The sequence below is a fragment of the Simplicispira sp. 125 genome (assembly GCF_003096555.1).
In the GTDB taxonomy this organism is placed as follows: Bacteria; Pseudomonadota; Gammaproteobacteria; order Burkholderiales; family Burkholderiaceae_C; genus Simplicispira.
In genome coordinates, this window is sequence record NZ_QEKM01000001.1 from 1,326,691 (window position 1) to 1,343,492 (window position 16,802).

A 16,802-nucleotide genomic window follows, 5' to 3' on the forward strand; every position below is an offset into this window, starting at 1 on the left:
TTACAACCAGGCGCCGCCAGCGGCGTGAAGGTTTGCCGGGTCGAAGCGCCATGCATCGCCCTCGGGCATGCCCAGTGCAGCGGCGCAGGACTCGCTGCAGGTCCAGCGCCGCACCTTGTGCGAAATCACCCAGGACACGAAACCCAAGATGAGCTGCCAGTCGTACAGCTCGCCCTCATGTTCCTTGAACCACTGTGTTGCCGTCGACCGAAAACTGACCCACTTAGTCTTACCGTGTCACAAAAATCAAGGCATTATGTGCATCTCTTCATTCTTTGCGTGAGGAACGATGGATGCGAGCGAACGGTTTGACCGGTACATGGATCACCTGTCACAGGGACTTGGGCATGCGGATCGCCACGCGGGGCTCAAGGGCTACTGCACAGGTTTGATGCTGCCGCTGTCGCGCAAGAGCGTGGAACCCATGGCTGCACGGGTGGGCCCGCTTCATGCCAGCGCCAGGCACCAGGCGCTGCATCACTTTGTGGCAAATGCGCAATGGTCTGACGCGCAAGTGCTGCGCCGGGTCTGCCAATGGGTTGTGCCACACATGGACTTCAGCTGAGGTGGCTGGTGGATCATCGACGATACGGGGCTGAATCGCCCCGGGTTTTGAGGAGGCTCTTTTCTCTGAGAGGATTGAGCCATGAAGAAGTCGAACAAGTTCTCGCCTGAGGTGCGTGAGCGCGCAGTGAGGATGGTGCAGGAGCAGCGAGGGGTATACCCATCGCTGTGGGCAGCCATTGAATCCATCGCGCCGAAGATTGGCTGCGTGCCGCAGACGCTGCACGAGTGGGTCAAACGCGTGGAAGTCGATACGGGCGTGCGCGAAGGCGTCACGACCAGCGAGACCCAGCGGGTCAAAGACCTGGAGCGCGAGGTCAAGGAACTGCGCCGGGCCAACGAGATATTGAAACTGGCCAGCGCTTTTTTCGCCCAGGCGGAGCTCGACCGCCGACTGAAGTCTTGAGGACCTTCATCGACAAGCACCGCAATGCCTTCGGGGTCGAGCCGCTTTGCAAGGTTTTGCAGGTTGCCCCGTCGGCGTATCGACGTCATGCCGCGCTGCTGCGCGAGCCTCACAAACGCTGTGCGAGAGCATTGCGCGACGAGATGCTGATGCCTCAGATTCAGCGTGTCTGGCAGACCAACATGCAGGTCTACGGCGCCAACAAGGTGTGGAGGCAACTGGCACGCGAAGGCGTGACCGTAGCCCGCTGCACGGTCGAGCGGCTGATGCGCAGCATGGGGCTGCGCGGGGTGATGCGTGGCAAGGTCGTACGCACCACCATCGGCGATGCCAAGGCCCCTTGCCCGCTGGACCGTGTCAACCGGCAGTTCCATGCCGAGCGGCCGAACCAGTTGTGGGTCAGCGACTTCACGTACGTCTCGACCTGGCAGGGCTGGCTGTACGTGGCCTTCGTCATCGACGTATTTGCCAGGCGCATCGTCGGCTGGCGGGTGAGCAGTTCGATGCGCACGGACTTTGTTCTCGATGCGCTGGAGCAAGCCCTGTATGCCCGGCAGCCTGAGCGCAATGGCAGCCTGGTCTGTCACTCCGATAGAGGCTCGCAATACGTCAGTATTCGCTACACCGAGCGGCTGGCCGAGGCGGGCATCGAGCCTTCGGTGGGCAGCAAGGGCGACAGTTACGACAACGCCCTGGCTGAGACCATCAATGGCCTGTACAAGGCCGAGTTGATTCACCGCCGGGCGCCATGGAAAACCAAAGAAGCCGTCGAGTTCGCAACGCTCGAATGGGTATCGTGGTTCAACCACCATCGCCTGCTCGAACCCATCGGGTACATCCCGCCTGCAGAGGCTGAGGCAAACTACTACCGGCAACTCGCCAGTCAGGTCACCGAGGTGGCGGCCTGACTTAAACCAAACAGCCTCCGCGAAAGCCGGGGCGGTTCAAGCCGAGCCGGTCAAATACATTTTGTCAACGCTGCCTGAGAGCACACCGCTCAAAGATTTGGTCAGCTCGGCCTACCAGAGATGGCGCATTGAGCGCGACTACCAAGATCTCAAGCAGGACTTCGGACTGGGGCACTACGAAGGGCGCGGCTGGCGAGGGTTCCATCACCATGCAAGCCTGGGCATCGCAGCCTACGGGTTCCTCATGGCTGAACGACTGATTGCTGACAAACCAGTCAGCGGCAAAAAAAACTTCCTCGAACGCCAAGTGCCTGCCTTTCCCGAGGATTACATCGTCCGTGGCAGCCCTGCGCGCTCAGAGGCGCGTGGACAACTCGATCACAAGCTTGCGCCATCTGCTGAGTTATGCACTCATAGCCCGTCTGGGACTGTGCCCTTGCTGCGACGGCATCAGTGTGAGTGAAAAGCTACTTTTATGACACAGTAAGACTAGTTGATTTTCTAGAAATTCTGTCAATTGTTGATCTGCACCCAGAGCTTGTCGAGTCTTTTCACGCTGACAGGCTGCGGGGTGCGCAGCTCCTGGGCAAAAAAGCTCACGCGCAACTCTTCGAGCAGCCAGCGCAGCTCCTGCATGCGCGCGTCGACTGCGCCCTTGCGCTCGGCCACCAGGCGCCAGTAGCGCTGCTCGTGTGGGCGCAGCTCCATCAGCTTGGCGGCGTCGCGGGCTGGGTCGGCGCGCAGTTTGTCCAGGCGTGCGATGATGGCCTTGAGGTAGCGGGCAAAGTGCGCCAGCTGCGGCCAGGGCGCGGCTGTCAAAAAGTTTTTCGGTACCAGGCGTTGCAATTGCTGTTGTGCGTCCTGCACAGAATCGGGCGCAATCTTGATGTCCTTGATCTTGCGCGCTGCTGCTGCGTATTCGATAAGGATGGTGCCCGCCAGACGCGCCACTTCGTTGGCAATCAAGGTGAGGCGCCCGCGCCCTTCCTGCACGCGGCGCTCGAACTGTTCCGCATTGGTGGGCAAGGGCTCCAGCAAAAACGCGCGGTCCATCGCCACGTCGAGGATCTGGCTGCGCAGCTCCTCCTGCGTGCCCAGCGGTATGTAGGCCACGGCCATCTTTTGCAGGTCGGGAATGTTCTTTTCCAGGTACTTGAGGGCATCTTTGATTTGCAGTGCAAAAAGGCGGCGCAGCCCAGCACGGTGCTTGGTACCGGCCAGCGCGGGCTCGTCGAACACTTCGATGGTGACGGCATCGCCCGCGTCAATGAGCGCAGGAAAGCCGATGAGCTGCTGCCCGCCCCGGCCGATTTCCATCAACTCGGGCAGCTCGCCAAAGGTCCAATGGGTATAGCGCGCCTCGGCGTGTACCGTGGGCACCGCAGGTTTTGCTTTGCTTTTGATAGCTGCTTGCGCTTGACCAGTAAGCGCTGGAGGCTCATTTGTCTCTAATTTTTTGGCTTCTTGAGCGTTGCTGCTCAACTTGAGCCCCGCCAGCGCCTGGAAGGCCCCGCGTGCCTTGGCGCCCCACTCGGCCTTGAGCGCGCTTAAGCTTCGGCCCTGGCCGAGCTGGCGGCCGTGCTCGTCCACCACGCACAGGTTCATGAACAGGTGCGTGCTCAGCATGTCGAGTTTGAAGTCGGCGCGCTTCACATCGAGCGATGTTTCATCGCGCACCTGTTTGAGCAGCGCGTCCACCAGGCCGACGTGCCCGATGCGGTCGGGCGTGCCCAGCAGCTCGGCCAGGCGCGCAGCCGATTCGGGCAGCGGCACAAAGCGGCTGCGCGGGCGCTGCGGCAGGCTTTTGAGCAGCGCCTGGATTTTGTCCTTGAGCATGCCGGGCACCAGCCATTCACAGCGCTCTTCGCTCACCTGGTTGAGCACAAACAACGGCACCGTCACCGTGACGCCGTCGCGCGCATCGCCCGGCTTGTGCAGGTAACTCGCCTGGCAGTCCACGCCGCCCAGGCGGATCATTTTGGGGAAGGCGGCGGTGGTGATGCCCGCGGCCTCATGGCGCATGAGCTCATCGCGGGTGAGGCGCAGCAGCTCGGGGCGCTTGGCCACTTCCTGCCGGTACCAGTGCTCAAAGGCGCGGCCATTGGTGATGTCCTGCGGAACCTGCTGGTCGTAGAAGGCGAAGATGAGTTCTTCGTCCACCAGCACATCCTGGCGGCGCGACTTGTGCTCCAGCTCCTCCACCTTGGCGATGAGCTTTTCGTTGGCGGCCAGGAACGGCAGGCGTTTGCCCCAGTCGGGCAGCACATCGCCCGCCACCAGTGCCTGGCGGATAAACATCTCGCGCGCAGCGTGCGGATCCACCTTGTCGAAAGGCTTGCGCCGCCCGCTGTAGACCACCAGGCCGTAGAGCGTGGCGCGCTCAAAGGCGACGACCTCTGCGGCTTTCTTCTCCCAGTGCGGATCGAGCAATTGCTTCTTCAGCAGGTGCGCGCCCACCTCCTCCAGCCATTGCGGGTCGATGTTGGCAATGCCTCGCCCGAACAAGCGGGTGGTCTCCACCAGTTCGGCGCAGACGATCCAGCGGCCGGGCTTCTTGCGCAGGTGCGCGCCGGGGTGGCGGTGGAACTTGATGCCGCGCGCGCCGAGGTACACATCCTCTTCTTCCGGCTTGAAGCCGAGGTTGCCCAGCAGGCCTGCGAGCATGGATTTGTGCAGTTCCTCATAGCTCGCAGGCTGGGGATTGAGCTCCCATCGGTGCTCGGCCACCACGGTAAGCAATTGGCTGTGCACGTCGCGCCACTCGCGCACGCGGCGCACATTGATGAAGTTCTGCCGCAACAACTGCTCATACTGGCGGTTGCTGAGCTTGTGGGTGGGGGCGGCATCTGCAAGCGCCGACGGCAGTGCAGGCTGTGGCTGGGCGCCCGAGGCGCGCTGCGCCACCGGCAAGAACGCCTGGTTGGGCGCTTTTTTGCGCGCCTGCACCTGTTGCACGCGGGCCGAAGCCAGTGTGGGCATGCTGCCGCCGCGCGCCTGCTGCAGCCAGTTCCATAGCGTCAGATACCCACTGAATTCGCTCTTTTCGTCGTCAAACTTGGCGTGCTGCTGGTCGGCCAGCTGCTGTGCTTCCATAGGACGGTCACGCACGTCCTGCAGACTGAGTGCACTGGCAATCACCAGGACCTCATTCAAGGCGCCGCGCTCGCGCGCTTCCAAAATCATGCGGCCCACGCGCGGGTCCACCGGCAGGCGCGCCAGCGCACTGCCCATGGCGGTCAACTCGTTGTACTCGTCCACGGCACCCAGCTCGTGCAGCAACTGGTAACCATCGGCAATCGCACGGCCCGAGGGCGCGTCGATAAACGGGAACTGCGCCACGTCGCCCAGGCGCAGCGACTTCATGCGCAGGATGACGCCGGCCAGCGATGAACGCAAAATTTCCGGGTCGGTAAAGCGCGGCCGCCCGGCAAAGTCTTTTTCGTCGTACAGGCGAATGCAGATGCCGCTGGCCACGCGCCCGCAGCGCCCGGCGCGCTGGTTGGCCGCCGCCTGGCTGATGGGCTCGACCAGCAATTGCTCGACCTTGCTGCGCAGGCTGTAGCGCTTGACCCGCGCGGTGCCCGAGTCGATCACATAGCGGATGCCCGGCACCGTGAGCGAAGTCTCGGCCACGTTGGTGGCCAGGATGATGCGCCGGCCGGTGTGGCCGTCAAAAATGCGGTCTTGCTCGGCCTGCGAGAGGCGCGCGAACAGCGGCAGCACTTCGGCATTGCGCGTGACCGGGTTGTGCGCGAGGTGCTTGCGCAAATGGTCCGCCGCCTCGCGGATTTCGCGCTCTCCAGGCAGGAAAACCAATATATCCCCGGCCGCATTGCCTTGCCACAGCTCGTCCACGCCATCGGCAATCGCCTCATTCAGGCCATAGTCACGCGACTCCTCGAACGGGCGCCAGCGCTGCTCCACCGGAAACATGCGGCCAGAGACCAACATGACGGGCGCCGGGCCGTTTTTACTTTCAAAGTGTTTGGCAAACCGGTCGGCGTCGATGGTGGCAGACGTCACCACCACTTTCAAATCGGGCCGACGCGGCAGTATCTGGCGGATGTAGCCGAGCAGAAAATCGATGTTCAGACTGCGCTCGTGCGCCTCGTCGATGATGATCGTGTCGTAGGCCTTGAGGAGCGGGTCGGTCTGCGTCTCGGCCAGCAAAATGCCGTCCGTCATCAGCTTGACCGAGGCACCCTGGCTCAGGCGGTCCTGAAAACGCACCTTGTAGCCCACCACTTCGCCCAGCGTTGTCTTGAGCTCTTGGGCAATGCGCTTGGCCACGCTGCTGGCCGCAATGCGGCGCGGCTGGGTATGGCCAATGAATTGCCCACGCTCGCCCGGGCGTGCATTGGCGCGCCCCCTGCCCATGGCCAGCGCCAGCTTGGGCAGTTGCGTGGTCTTGCCCGAGCCGGTTTCACCACACACGATGATGACCTGGTGGGCCTGCAGGGCCGCCATGATCTCGTCGCGCCGCCCCGAAACAGGCAAAGACTCCGGAAACTCCAGGACGAAGGGGCGAACAGGGGCCGGTGGGGGCGCATCAGAAAAAGACATAGCCCGCCATTATCGATAGCGCAGGGCCCACCGCCCGCAGATTCGCCTGCGTGCGAGACAATCCACCCGCAAACACAGCACGGGGAACACGGATGCGAATTCTGATCGTCGAGGACGACGCAGGCATTGCCAGCGGCCTGGCCGCCACCTTGAGGGGTGCCGGTTATGCCGTGGACATTTGCGACAGCCTGGCCCGCGCCGGTACGGCCCTGCGCACCGAATCGTTCGACATGGTGCTGCTCGACCTGGGCCTGCCCGACGGCGACGGCATCGACTGGCTGCGCAGCCTGCGCCAGGAGGGGCGCATGCTGCCCGTGCTCATCATGACCGCCCGCGACGCCCTCACCGACCGTGTCACCGGGCTGGACGAAGGCGCAGACGACTACCTCGTCAAACCCTTTGCCCCCGAAGAACTGCTGGCGCGCATGCGCGTGGCCCTGCGCCGCAGCGAGGGCCGGGCATCCCCCTTGCTGGTGCACGGCGACCTGGTGGTGAACCCGGCAGCGCACACCGTGCACCGTAATGGCACGCTGGTGCCCCTGCGTGCCAAGGAATTTGCCCTGCTGCTGGCCCTGCTGCGCGCCAGCGGCAAGGTGCTCACCCGCCAGCGGCTGGAAGAAGCCCTGTACGGCTTTGATGACGCCCTGGAGAGCAACGCCCTGGAAGTCCATATCCACCACCTGCGCCGCAAGCTGGGCAGCGAGTTGCTGCAAACCGTGCGGGGCGTGGGCTACTTTGTGCCACGCCCGGACAACGACGCCACCCCGCAGAAGGCTACGCCATGAAGCCACTGCCCTCCCCCTCGCCGCGCCTGCTGCGGCGCTATCTGTGGACCTGGGCCCTGCTGACGCTGGCCATTGTCTGGCTGGCGCTGGCCGCCGTGGCTTACTACACCGGGCTGGACGAAGCCGACGAAATCCTGGACGGCCACCTGGTTTCCGTTGCAGAACCGCTGCTGCACCCCGCTGCCCGGCTGCTCAAAGCCCCGCCACAGTCCGCCCCCCTCCCCATGAGAAGCCCCTACGCCACGGTCTACGCGCCCGAGCTGCGCCTGGTGGTCTGGGAAGACGAGCGCGTGGTGTGGGACACCCATGGCATTGCTGCCCTCCTGCCAGCCAACCTGGCCCAAGGCCACCACACACTGGTGCTGGACCCCTCCCGCCCGGCATCCACATGGCGGGTCTTTGTCGCCGATGCTCCCGCAGACGCCACCACAGCGCGCCGGGTGGCCGTGCTGACCGAAATGGGCTGGCGCCAGCACCTGGGCACCGACTTGGCCGAAGACATCGTTCGGCCCTCGCTGGTGCTGCTGCCGCTGGTGGCCCTGCTGATGGCCTGGGCCATCCGCCGGGGCCTGCTGCCGCTCGAACGCCTGTCTGACCAGATTGCCGCGCTGGACCTGGACGCCGGGCAAACCCTGCCCGAGCAACAACCTTTTCGGGAACTGGCCTACGCGGTGGACGCCATCAACACCCTGGTGCAGCGCCAGCAGTTGCAATTGCAGCGCGAACGGCGCTTCACATCAGACGTGGCGCACGAGTTGCGCACCCCGCTGACCGCCATGCTGCTGCAGGCCCGGCGGGCGCGCGAAGCGGACAACCCTGCCGACCGCGCACAGGCACTGCAGACCATTGAGCAGGACGCCCTGCGCGCGGGGCATATCCTGGGCCAGTTGCTGGACCTGGCACGCGCCCAAAGCCTGGAAGCCCTGGCCACGGAGACGGTAGATCTGTGCGCCGTAGCGCAGCGGGTTCTGGCCGACCATGCCCCCCTGGCCTACGAGCGCCACCAGGAACTGGCACTGGATGCGCCGTCCCGTCCCGTGCAGGTTCAAGGCCACGCCACGATGGTCGAACTGATACTGCGCAACCTGGTCGACAACGCCTTGCGCCACACCCCCCCAGGCACCCTGGTTGAAGTGCGCGTGACGCAGACCCCGCATGGCCGCTGCTCGCTGTCGGTAAGCGACAACGGTGCACGCGATGGCGCGCACGCCAGCGCCAACCCCGGCATGGGCGTGGGTCTGAACCTGGTGCAGCGCATGGCCGACGCGCAGGGCATCGCGCTGGAACACACGCCGGGCACACCTGCGACGAACCACCGCTTCACCTTGTCGTGGGCCGGTTAATACTCGGATAAGGCGGGTTGGCAAGAATCCTTGGATTTCCGACTCCGATTCCCCCTGCCAGCCTGATGTCCCCTACCAACCGCGCCCCTTGGCACCCCACTGCCCTGCTCCTGATCCTGTCCCTGTGGCTGGCCACTGTGGGCAACCTCCCGCTGTGGAAGGCCCTCTGGAGGCTTCCGGAAACCCATGGACTGCAGGCCGTCATTACCCTGGGTTCTCTGGTACTGGTGGTGCTGGCCGCCACCGTACTGCTGCTGGGGCTATTCCTCTGGCCGCGCTGGCTCAAGCCGGCAGGCATTGCGCTGTTGCTCATCACGGCATCCAGCAGCTACTTCATGTCCAGCTACGGCATCGTGATCGATCCCACCATGCTCACCAACGTGGTCCAGACCGACATGGGCGAGGCGATGGACCTCTTGTCCTGGCCTTTGGTGGTGACCTTGGCCCTGGGCGCGGTGTTGCCCGGCATCTGGTGGTGGCGCCAGCCCGTGCGCCGCGTGGGCGCCGGACGGCTGGTGCTGCAGCAGCTCGGCGTGGGGTTGCTGGGCCTGCTGGTGGCAGTTGCCATGCTGTGGATGTCGTTCCAGGACGTGGCCTCTCTCATGCGCAACCACAAAACGCTGCGCTACATGATCAACCCGTTCAATTCGGTGTATGCCGTGGCGCGGGTATCGGTAGGCCGTGCCGCACAGGCCCAGCAAGTGCTGGAACCTATCGGTATGGATGCGCACCTTACGGCACCGGGCAACTCGGTCGACACATCGCCCCTGATCGTTTTGGTGGTGGGCGAGACCGCACGCGCGGCCAATTTTGGCCTGGGTGGTTACGCGCGCGACACCACGCCCCAGCTCAAGCAACTGCAGGCCGAGGGTGATCTGGTGTATTTCTCCAACGTCAGCTCCTGCGGCACCAACACACAAACCTCCTTGCCCTGCATGTTTTCCTCTCAGGGGCGAGAGCGCTTTGAAGGCGCCGACAGCCACCAGGAAAACCTGCTGGATGTGCTGCAGCGCGCCGGCCTGGCCGTGCTGTGGCTCGACAACCAGTCGGGCTGCAAGGGCGTATGCGACCGCATTCCCCATACCGATACGCGCAACCTGAATCTGCCCGACATCTGCCCAGACGGTGAATGCTTCGACGAAGCCATGCTGCGCACCTTGCCCGATGAACTGGCCCGGCTCGACCCCGAGCGCCGCGCCCGGGGCACCGTGGTGGTCATGCACCAGATGGGCAGCCACGGCCCGGCGTACTACAAGCGCTCGCCCCCTGCTATGAAGCTCTTCCAGCCCGAGTGCAACAGCAATGCGCTGCAGGAATGCCCACCGGAACAGCTCCAGAACGCCTACGACAACTCGCTGCGCAATACCGACCACCTGCTGGCCCAAACGGTGCGCTGGCTGCAGACCCTGCAGCGCCCCACCGCGCTGGTCTATGTGTCGGACCACGGTGAATCGCTGGGCGAGAAGGGCCTGTACCTGCACGGCATGCCGTACCGCATGGCCCCGACAGAACAAACGCATGTACCCATGCTGGCATGGGCGTCCAAGTCACTGCAGCACACGCAAGGCTTGCGCCTGGAATGCCTGAAAGGCCAGGCCGCACAGCCCTGGTCGCACGACAATCTGTTCCACACCATGCTGGGGCTGGCGCGTGTCGGCACCACGGCACTGGACGGCAAGCTGGACATGCTGGCCCCGTGCACCGGGCCGACCTGAGCGATCGCCATGGCGGCCTGACGGGGAGGCAGTCAGACCTCGGACTTGCCGGGTGCAAATCCGACGCCGTCGTAGGCTCCGTCAAATTCGGTGAAAATCGCGCACCGGCGCTCCGTCGGATGTTTTTCACCCTTCTGACCGCCCACACTGCCGCATGTCCACCGTTTTCAATTTCACTTTCGTCCCCTGGTTCCGGTCGGTGGCACCCTACATCCACATGCACCGGGGCAAGACCTTCGTGGTGGGTATTGCGGGCGAGGCCATTGCCGCGGGCAAGCTGCCCGGCATCGTGCAGGACCTGGCATTGATCCAGAGCATGGGAGTGCGCATCGTGCTGGTGCACGGTTTTCGCCCCCAGGTCAACGAACAATTGCAAGCCAAAGGACATGCAGCCCGCTACTCCCATGGCATGCGCATCACCGATTCCGTGGCACTGGACTGCGCGCAAGAGGCCGCAGGCCAGCTGCGCTACGAGATCGAAGCCGCCTTCAGCCAGGGGCTGCCCAACACACCCATGGCGGGTTCCACGGTGCGGGTTATCTCGGGCAATTTCCTCACTGCCCGGCCCGTGGGTATCGTCGATGGCGTGGATTTCAAGCACACGGGTCTCGTGCGCAAGGTGGATGTCGCAGGCATCATGCGCTCGCTGGACATGGGCGCGCTGGTGCTGCTGTCGCCGTTTGGTTTTTCGCCAACCGGCGAGGCCTTCAACCTGAACATGGAAGAAGTGGCCACCAGCGTCGCCAGCGAGCTGCAGGCAGACAAGCTGATTTTTCTCACCGAAATTCCGGGTATCCGCATCCAGCACGACGCGCCGGCCAGCGAAGACAACCCTATCGACACCGAGCTGCCGCTGGCTGCCGCAGAAGCCCTGCTCGCCCAAATTTCGTCGCCCCACCAGCCCACCGACACTGGTTTTTACCTGCAACACTGCGTGCGGGCCTGCAAAGCTGGCGTGGAGCGCAGCCATATCCTGCCCTTTGCCACCGACGGCGCCCTGCTGCTAGAGGTGTATGTGCACGATGGCATTGGCACCATGGTCATCGACGAAAAGCTCGAGAGCCTGCGCGAAGCCACCGCCGACGATGTGGGCGGCATCCTGCAATTGATCGAGCCCTTTGAGAAAGACGGCACCCTGGTCAAGCGCGACCGCACCGAGATCGAGCGCGATGCCGACCACTACACCATCATCGAGCACGATGGCGTCATTTTTGCCTGCGCCGCCCTCTACCCCTACCCCGAAGCCAAGACCGCCGAGATGGCAGCGCTGACCGTGTCACCGCAAAGCCAGGGCCAGGGCGACGGAGAAAAGGTGATGAAGCGCATCGAGCAACGGGCGCGCGCCATGGGCCTGTCCAGCATCTTCGTGCTCACCACGCGCACCATGCACTGGTTCATCAAGCGCGGTTTCGTGCAGGTAGACCCCGACTGGCTGCCCGAGGCCCGCAAACGCAAATACAACTGGGATCGGCGCAGCCAGGTGCTGGTCAAAAAACTTTGAGCATTTTTGGCATCTAGCGCAATACCATCAAGCGCTAATAGCTACAAATAACAGAGCATCAAGCCACAGTATCGACCTGCGTGGGGTCCAGAAACCGCTCTGCATAGCGCAGGTACACGCGCTGGGCCACAAACACCGCAAACAGATCGGGATCAATGTGCCCGTTGCGGGTCATTTTTTCCATGATGTCCAGCGCCTGCGACAGCTTCATGCCGCTCTTGTAGGGCCGGTCTGCAGCGGTCAGCGCCTCAAAAATATCGGCAATGCCCATCATGCGGGCCTGCACCGACATCTGCTCGCGCGTCAACCCGCGCGGGTAGCCCTTGCCGTCCATGCGCTCATGGTGCCCCCCGGCATATTCGGGCACGTTTTTCAGGTGCCGCGGCCAGGGCAGTGTCTCCAACATCTTGATGGTGGCGACGATGTGGTAGTTGATGGTGTCGCGCTCGGCCTGTGTGAGGGTGCCTGCACGAATGGTGAGGTTTTCCATTTCCTCGGCCGTGAGAAAGGTGGTCTGCACGCCCTCCACATTGCGCCACTGGCGCTGCATACCGATGGCACGCACGCGCAACTGGTCGGCGGGCTGCATGGACTCCACGCCTTTGTTGCAGCGCCGCAAAAAATCACGATCGGCCTCGATACTTTGCAGCTTGCGCTGCAGGTTCGACTGGGCCACCGCTTCGGCCCCCGCATCCACCACCGGACGCAGGGCCAGTTGTGCACGCAGCGCTGCCAGCTCGGCATCACGCTTGAGCACCTCAAAGCGCGTGTCCACCAGGTCGATGCGGTCATAAATGGTCTGCAACTTGGTCGCCTTGTCCACCACGTGCACCGGCGTCGTGATCTTGCCGCAATCGTGCAACAGGCCCGCCATCTGCAGTTCGTAGCGGTCGCGCTCGGTCATGTGAAACTCAGCCAGCGGCCCTTCGGTCGTGGCATCAGCGGCTTCGGCCAGCATCATGGTGAGCGCGGGTACACGCTCGCAATGCCCGCCGGTGTAGGGCGACTTTTCGTCGATGGCGATGTTGATGAGTTTGACGAAAGACTCGAACAAACGTTCGAGCTGCGAAATGAGCAACCGGTTCGACAGCGCAATAGCCGCCTGCGAGGCCAGCGATTCGGTCAGGCTCTGGTCGGCCTCCGAGAAAGCCACCACCTGCCCCGTTTCCGGGTCCAGGGCGTTGAGTAACTGCAGTACGCCAATGAGCTCGCCGTCGTGGTTTTTCATGGGCACGGTCAGAAACGACTGCGAACGATAGCCCGTGCGCTGGTCAAAGGCGCGCGTGCCAGAAAAGTCGAATCCCTCCTCGGCATAGGCGTCGGCAATGTTCACCGTACGGTCGTGCAGGGCCGAATGCGCCGCCACCAGGGCATCGTTGGGCGAACCGTCGGCATGGCGCAGGGGCAGGTCAGGCAAGGCAATGCACTGCCCTGTGGTGCCTCCCTGGCGAATGCCCAGGGAATCCGTGCGCATGATCTCGAAATGCAGGGCCGTGTGGTCGTCCGTCACGCTGTAGAGGGTGCCGCCATCAGCGCCGGTCAGGGTTTTGGCCGCTTCGAGGATGTTTTCCAGCAACCGTTCGATGTCGCGCTCACGCGAGAGCGCTGCGCCGATGCCGTTGAGCTGCTCCAGGCGGCGGAACAGATTCATTGCTGATGTTTTGCCCATGGCGATGCCTTCATTGCCAGCCTCCGCAGGCTGGATTGGCTGCCATGTTAGAGGCAAACGCCCCGCCCGTTACAACTGCTCAGATTCCAGCAGATGTTCTCCGGGCAGGCCCTGCAATGCGCCGTCGAGCAGCGCCTGCGCAATGCGCTGCGCTGTCACGGGCCGGTAGCGCCAGGGCACCAGTGGCCCGAACGCGCGCGCCACCCACAGGCCCGCCACCTCACCCGGCCGCGCCACATCGCGGTCGGCATTGATCAGCGAGGGCCGCACGATGGTGAGCGATGGGTAGCCCAGTGCACGCACGCCGTCTTCGGCCTGCGCCTTGGTGCGCAGGTAGAAATTGCCCTGGGCACTAGCCCCCAGCGAAGAGTTGAGAGCCATCCGCGTGGCACCGGCCTGCCGGGCCAGCCGCGCGGTGTCGATGACAAGGTCGCGGTCCACGGCCGCAAAGGCTGGTTGCGAGCCCGCCACCTTGATCGTGGTGCCCAGCGCACAAACCACGGCATCGGCCCGCCACCACGGCGCGGTGGCATCCAGCTGTGCAAAATCGGTGACGGGATTGAGCAGCTTTTCATGCGCTGCCAACGGGCGGCGCGTGGGAGCGATGACCTGGGCCACCCGGGAGTCGGCCAGGGCCTGGGCCAGCACTTCGCGGCCCACCGCGCCCGTGGCGCCCAGAAGCAGCAGGCGCAGAGGCTGGGCGATGGCCGTCATGGGGGGATTCAGGCCCGGCCGGCACGCAGACCGCGCACCAGCAGCCACAGCATGGCGAGGCCGAACACCACGAACCAGACGAACGACCAGTTGGCAATGGAGCCGCCCAGGAAGGTCCAGTCAATGGCCGAGCAGTCGCCCGAGCCGCGGAAAATCATGGGAATCGACCGGCTGATGGGGTAGTTTTCGATCATGCCGTAGAAGTCGCGCCCGCATGTGGCCACCTCGGGCGGATACCACTGCAGCCAGCTCTGGCGCGCGGCGGTAAAGGCGCCAAAACCGCTGGACACCACCGCCAGCACGGCAAACGACATCCACCAGCCTTTTTTGCCTCCAAGGCTTGCCAAACCTGCGAAGACAGCTACCAAAATGAGAGCATAGCGCTGTACGATGCACATCGGGCAGGGCTCCAGGCCTACGACATGCTGCAGGTACATGCCAAAAGCCAGCATGGCCACACAGGCCACGCTGATCAGCGCCAGCACCCGGCGGGGCGCGTTATCAAACCAGTTTGCAATCATTCATCGCCTTGTCCAGCGCCCTGGGGCGCTTCATTAGATACCGGAGGCCTGGTCCAGAAAAACCCGCGCACGGCGCGGCGTCACCACCAGCTCATCCCCCTCAGAAAAACCCATCTCCCGATACTGCTGCGCGGGGATGTGCGCTTCAATCAGGGCTTCAGGGCTCGCATTGTCCGCTGCTTTGGTGGCGACCACGGGAATAAGTTCCAGCCGTGCGATGGGCCCCACCACAATGGCGCGGTCCAGCCGCGCAACGATGCCCAGGGGCTGCCCGGTGCCCGGCGTGTAGCGCTGCACATCCAGGTCATGGGGGCGCACATAGGCAGAAGCGGGGGCGTTTTGCGCCGCACTGTGTTCAGGCGCATCCATCTGCATGCCCTGCAGGTGCACCTGTCCTTCATGTGCCCGGCCGTGGAAGAGGTTCACATCGCCCAGAAACCCATACACAAACGGGCTGGCCGGGTGGTCCCACACCTGCTGGGGCGCGCCACTTTGCTCAATACGCCCCTGGTTGATGACCACCACGCGGTCGGCCACTTCCAGCGCCTCTTCCTGGTCGTGGGTGACAAAGATGCTGGTGACGTGCAGCTCGTCGTGCAGGCGGCGCAGCCAGCGGCGCAGTTCCTTGCGCACCTTGGCGTCGAGTGCGCCAAAAGGCTCGTCGAGCAGCAGCACCTTGGGCTCCACCGCCAGGGCGCGGGCCAGCGCAATGCGCTGGCGCTGGCCGCCCGAGAGCTGCGACGGGTGGCGCTCGGCCAGCCAGTCGAGCTGCACCAGCTTGAGCAGGTCCATCACTTTGGTTTTGATCTGGGCTTCGCTCGGGCGCTCGCTGCGGGGCTTGACGCGCAGGCCAAAGGCCACGTTCTCAAACACCGTCATGTGCCGAAACAGGGCGTAGTGCTGGAACACGAAGCCCACGTTGCGCTCGCGCACATGTACGTCGGTGGTGTCTTCGCCGCTGAAATGGATGGTGCCCGCATCGGCCGTCTCCAGCCCGGCGATGATGCGCAGCAGCGTGGTTTTACCGCAGCCGGACGGCCCTAGCAGTGCAATCAGTTCGCCCGACGCAATGTCCAGGCTTACATCGCGCAGGGCGTGAAAATCGCCAAACTGTTTACTGACGTTGCGGATTTCGATACTCATTGTTTTATTCCTTCAGCGCGCGGGCGTTGCAACGGTGGGCGCGGGGCGCTCGGGTGGCGACTCGGCCGCTGCCTTCAATTCCTGTTCGCTTTTCCACTCGGCAATCGACTTGATGACCAGGGTGACCAGCGCCAGCAGCGCCAGCAGCGAGGCGGCGGCGAATGCGGCCACGGATTGGTATTCGTTGTAGAGGATTTCGACATGCAGCGGAATGGTGTTGGTCTGCCCGCGAATGTGGCCCGACACCACCGACACCGCGCCGAACTCGCCCATAGCGCGCGCATTGCACAGGATCACCCCGTACAACAGGCCCCACTTGATGTTGGGCAGCGTCACGTACCAGAAGGTCTGCCAGCCCGTGGCACCCAGCACGATGGCGGCCTGCTCCTCGTCGTTGCCCTGCGCCTGCATCAGCGGGATCAGCTCGCGCGCGATGAACGGAAAGGTCACGAACACGGTGGCCAGCACGATGCCCGGCACGGCAAAGATGATCTTGATGTCGTGCTCTTGCAACCACGGCCCGATCCAGCCGTTGGCACCAAACATCAGCACATACACCAGGCCCGCCACCACGGGCGACACCGAGAACGGCAGGTCCACCAGCGTGGTCAGGAAGGCCTTGCCCTTGAACTCGTACTTGGCGATGCACCAGGCCGCCGCCACACCGAACACCAGGTTCAGCGGCACGGCGATGAGCGCGGTGATCAGCGTGAGCTTGATGGCCGACCAGGCATCGGGCTCGCGCAGGCCTTCGAGGTAGGCGCCAAAGCCCTTGCGCAGCGCCTCGGCAAACACGGCCGCGAGCGGCAACACCAGAAACAGCAGCATGAAAAGCAGTGCCACCGCGATCAACGTGTAGCGCACCCAGGGTGCCTCGGTGGTGCCGGCGCGTGCGCGGCGAACAGTACGGGTATTCATATCAGCGTTCCATGGCACGTTGTGCTTGGAGCAGACGCGGCCCAGGCCAATG

The 16,802-nt window shown here is 63.8% G+C and carries 13 protein-coding genes, 1 pseudogene and 1 other annotated feature; of the genes and pseudogenes, 7 read left to right on the top strand and 7 right to left on the bottom strand.

All coding sequences use genetic code 11. From position 1 onward, the window contains the following. Positions 1–138 carry a hypothetical protein gene (locus tag C8D04_RS18650; protein ID WP_158550287.1) on the bottom strand — a complete coding sequence of 46 codons (138 nt, stop codon included), beginning with the start codon at positions 136–138 and terminating at the stop codon, positions 1–3. Between the two features lie 151 nt (positions 139–289). On the opposite strand from C8D04_RS18650, the pseudogene C8D04_RS06020 reads away from it, so the two are divergent. The 3 genes and pseudogenes from C8D04_RS06020 to C8D04_RS06030 form a co-directional block, all read left to right on the top strand. Next, positions 290–562: pseudogene (locus C8D04_RS06020) on the top strand (transposase); the annotation flags it as partial. An 84-nt stretch (positions 563–646) separates the two neighbouring features. Beyond that, positions 647–1,878 (top strand): IS3 family transposase gene (locus C8D04_RS06025; RefSeq protein WP_116004037.1). Its coding sequence is split into 2 segments (ribosomal slippage): positions 647–926 and positions 926–1,878, totalling 1,233 coding nucleotides; the frame shifts between segments, so codons are not numbered across the junction. Further along, positions 925–1,041, top strand: a sequence feature (AL1L pseudoknot). It overlaps the preceding gene by 117 nt. Then, positions 1,823–2,341, top strand: coding sequence for a transposase (locus C8D04_RS06030; RefSeq protein WP_233521236.1), 519 nt, complete (start codon positions 1,823–1,825; stop codon positions 2,339–2,341). Before C8D04_RS06025 ends, C8D04_RS06030 begins: the two co-directional genes overlap by 56 nt. Before the next feature lie 50 nt (positions 2,342–2,391). On the opposite strand, the gene hrpA is transcribed toward C8D04_RS06030, so the two are convergent. After that, positions 2,392–6,441, bottom strand: a complete 4,050-nt coding sequence (gene hrpA / locus C8D04_RS06035; RefSeq protein ID WP_116004039.1) for an ATP-dependent RNA helicase HrpA — start codon at positions 6,439–6,441, stop codon at positions 2,392–2,394. A 92-nt stretch (positions 6,442–6,533) separates the two neighbouring features. Between hrpA and C8D04_RS06040 the strand changes: the two genes are divergently transcribed. From C8D04_RS06040 to argA, 4 genes are all read left to right on the top strand, one after another. Beyond that, positions 6,534–7,226, top strand: coding sequence for a response regulator (locus C8D04_RS06040; protein ID WP_116004040.1), 693 nt, complete (start codon positions 6,534–6,536; stop codon positions 7,224–7,226). After that, complete coding sequence (locus tag C8D04_RS06045; RefSeq protein ID WP_116004041.1) at positions 7,223–8,569, top strand: histidine kinase dimerization/phospho-acceptor domain-containing protein; 1,347 nt, start codon at positions 7,223–7,225, stop codon at positions 8,567–8,569. Before C8D04_RS06040 ends, C8D04_RS06045 begins: the two co-directional genes overlap by 4 nt. A gap of 65 nt (positions 8,570–8,634) precedes the next feature. Continuing rightward, entirely contained in the window at positions 8,635–10,284 is a 1,650-nt protein-coding gene (locus C8D04_RS06050; protein ID WP_165829122.1) for a phosphoethanolamine--lipid A transferase, read from the top strand. A gap of 154 nt (positions 10,285–10,438) precedes the next feature. Further along, positions 10,439–11,785 carry an amino-acid N-acetyltransferase gene (gene argA, locus C8D04_RS06055; protein WP_116004042.1) on the top strand — a complete coding sequence of 449 codons (1,347 nt, stop codon included), beginning with the start codon at positions 10,439–10,441 and terminating at the stop codon, positions 11,783–11,785. Between the two features lie 58 nt (positions 11,786–11,843). On the opposite strand, the gene C8D04_RS06060 is transcribed toward argA, so the two are convergent. From C8D04_RS06060 to cysW, 5 genes are all read right to left on the bottom strand, one after another. Beyond that, entirely contained in the window at positions 11,844–13,454 is a 1,611-nt protein-coding gene (locus tag C8D04_RS06060) for an HD family phosphohydrolase (RefSeq protein WP_116004043.1), read from the bottom strand. A gap of 69 nt (positions 13,455–13,523) precedes the next feature. After that, positions 13,524–14,147: an NAD(P)H-binding protein gene (locus C8D04_RS06065; RefSeq protein ID WP_116006049.1), complete on the bottom strand. Its 624-nt coding sequence runs from the start codon at positions 14,145–14,147 to the stop codon at positions 13,524–13,526. A gap of 29 nt (positions 14,148–14,176) precedes the next feature. Further along, complete coding sequence (locus C8D04_RS06070; protein WP_116004044.1) at positions 14,177–14,689, bottom strand: disulfide bond formation protein B; 513 nt, start codon at positions 14,687–14,689, stop codon at positions 14,177–14,179. A gap of 33 nt (positions 14,690–14,722) precedes the next feature. Continuing rightward, complete coding sequence (locus C8D04_RS06075; RefSeq protein WP_116004045.1) at positions 14,723–15,832, bottom strand: sulfate ABC transporter ATP-binding protein; 1,110 nt, start codon at positions 15,830–15,832, stop codon at positions 14,723–14,725. 12 nt (positions 15,833–15,844) lie between these two features. Continuing rightward, positions 15,845–16,750, bottom strand: coding sequence for a sulfate ABC transporter permease subunit CysW (cysW, locus tag C8D04_RS06080; protein WP_116004046.1), 906 nt, complete (start codon positions 16,748–16,750; stop codon positions 15,845–15,847). Positions 16,751–16,802: the final 52 nt, after the last annotated feature.

Coding starts and splice junctions, on each gene's coding strand:
- hrpA (WP_116004039.1), bottom strand. CDS start 6,441: ATGTCTTTTTCTGATGCGCCCCCACCGGCCCCTGTTCGCCCCTTCGTC.
- C8D04_RS06040 (WP_116004040.1), top strand. CDS start 6,534: ATGCGAATTCTGATCGTCGAGGACGACGCAGGCATTGCCAGCGGCCTG.
- C8D04_RS06045 (WP_116004041.1), top strand. CDS start 7,223: ATGAAGCCACTGCCCTCCCCCTCGCCGCGCCTGCTGCGGCGCTATCTG.
- C8D04_RS06050 (WP_165829122.1), top strand. CDS start 8,635: ATGTCCCCTACCAACCGCGCCCCTTGGCACCCCACTGCCCTGCTCCTG.
- argA (WP_116004042.1), top strand. CDS start 10,439: ATGTCCACCGTTTTCAATTTCACTTTCGTCCCCTGGTTCCGGTCGGTG.
- C8D04_RS06060 (WP_116004043.1), bottom strand. CDS start 13,454: ATGGGCAAAACATCAGCAATGAATCTGTTCCGCCGCCTGGAGCAGCTC.
- C8D04_RS06070 (WP_116004044.1), bottom strand. CDS start 14,689: ATGATTGCAAACTGGTTTGATAACGCGCCCCGCCGGGTGCTGGCGCTG.
- C8D04_RS06075 (WP_116004045.1), bottom strand. CDS start 15,832: ATGAGTATCGAAATCCGCAACGTCAGTAAACAGTTTGGCGATTTTCAC.
- cysW (WP_116004046.1), bottom strand. CDS start 16,750: ATGAATACCCGTACTGTTCGCCGCGCACGCGCCGGCACCACCGAGGCA.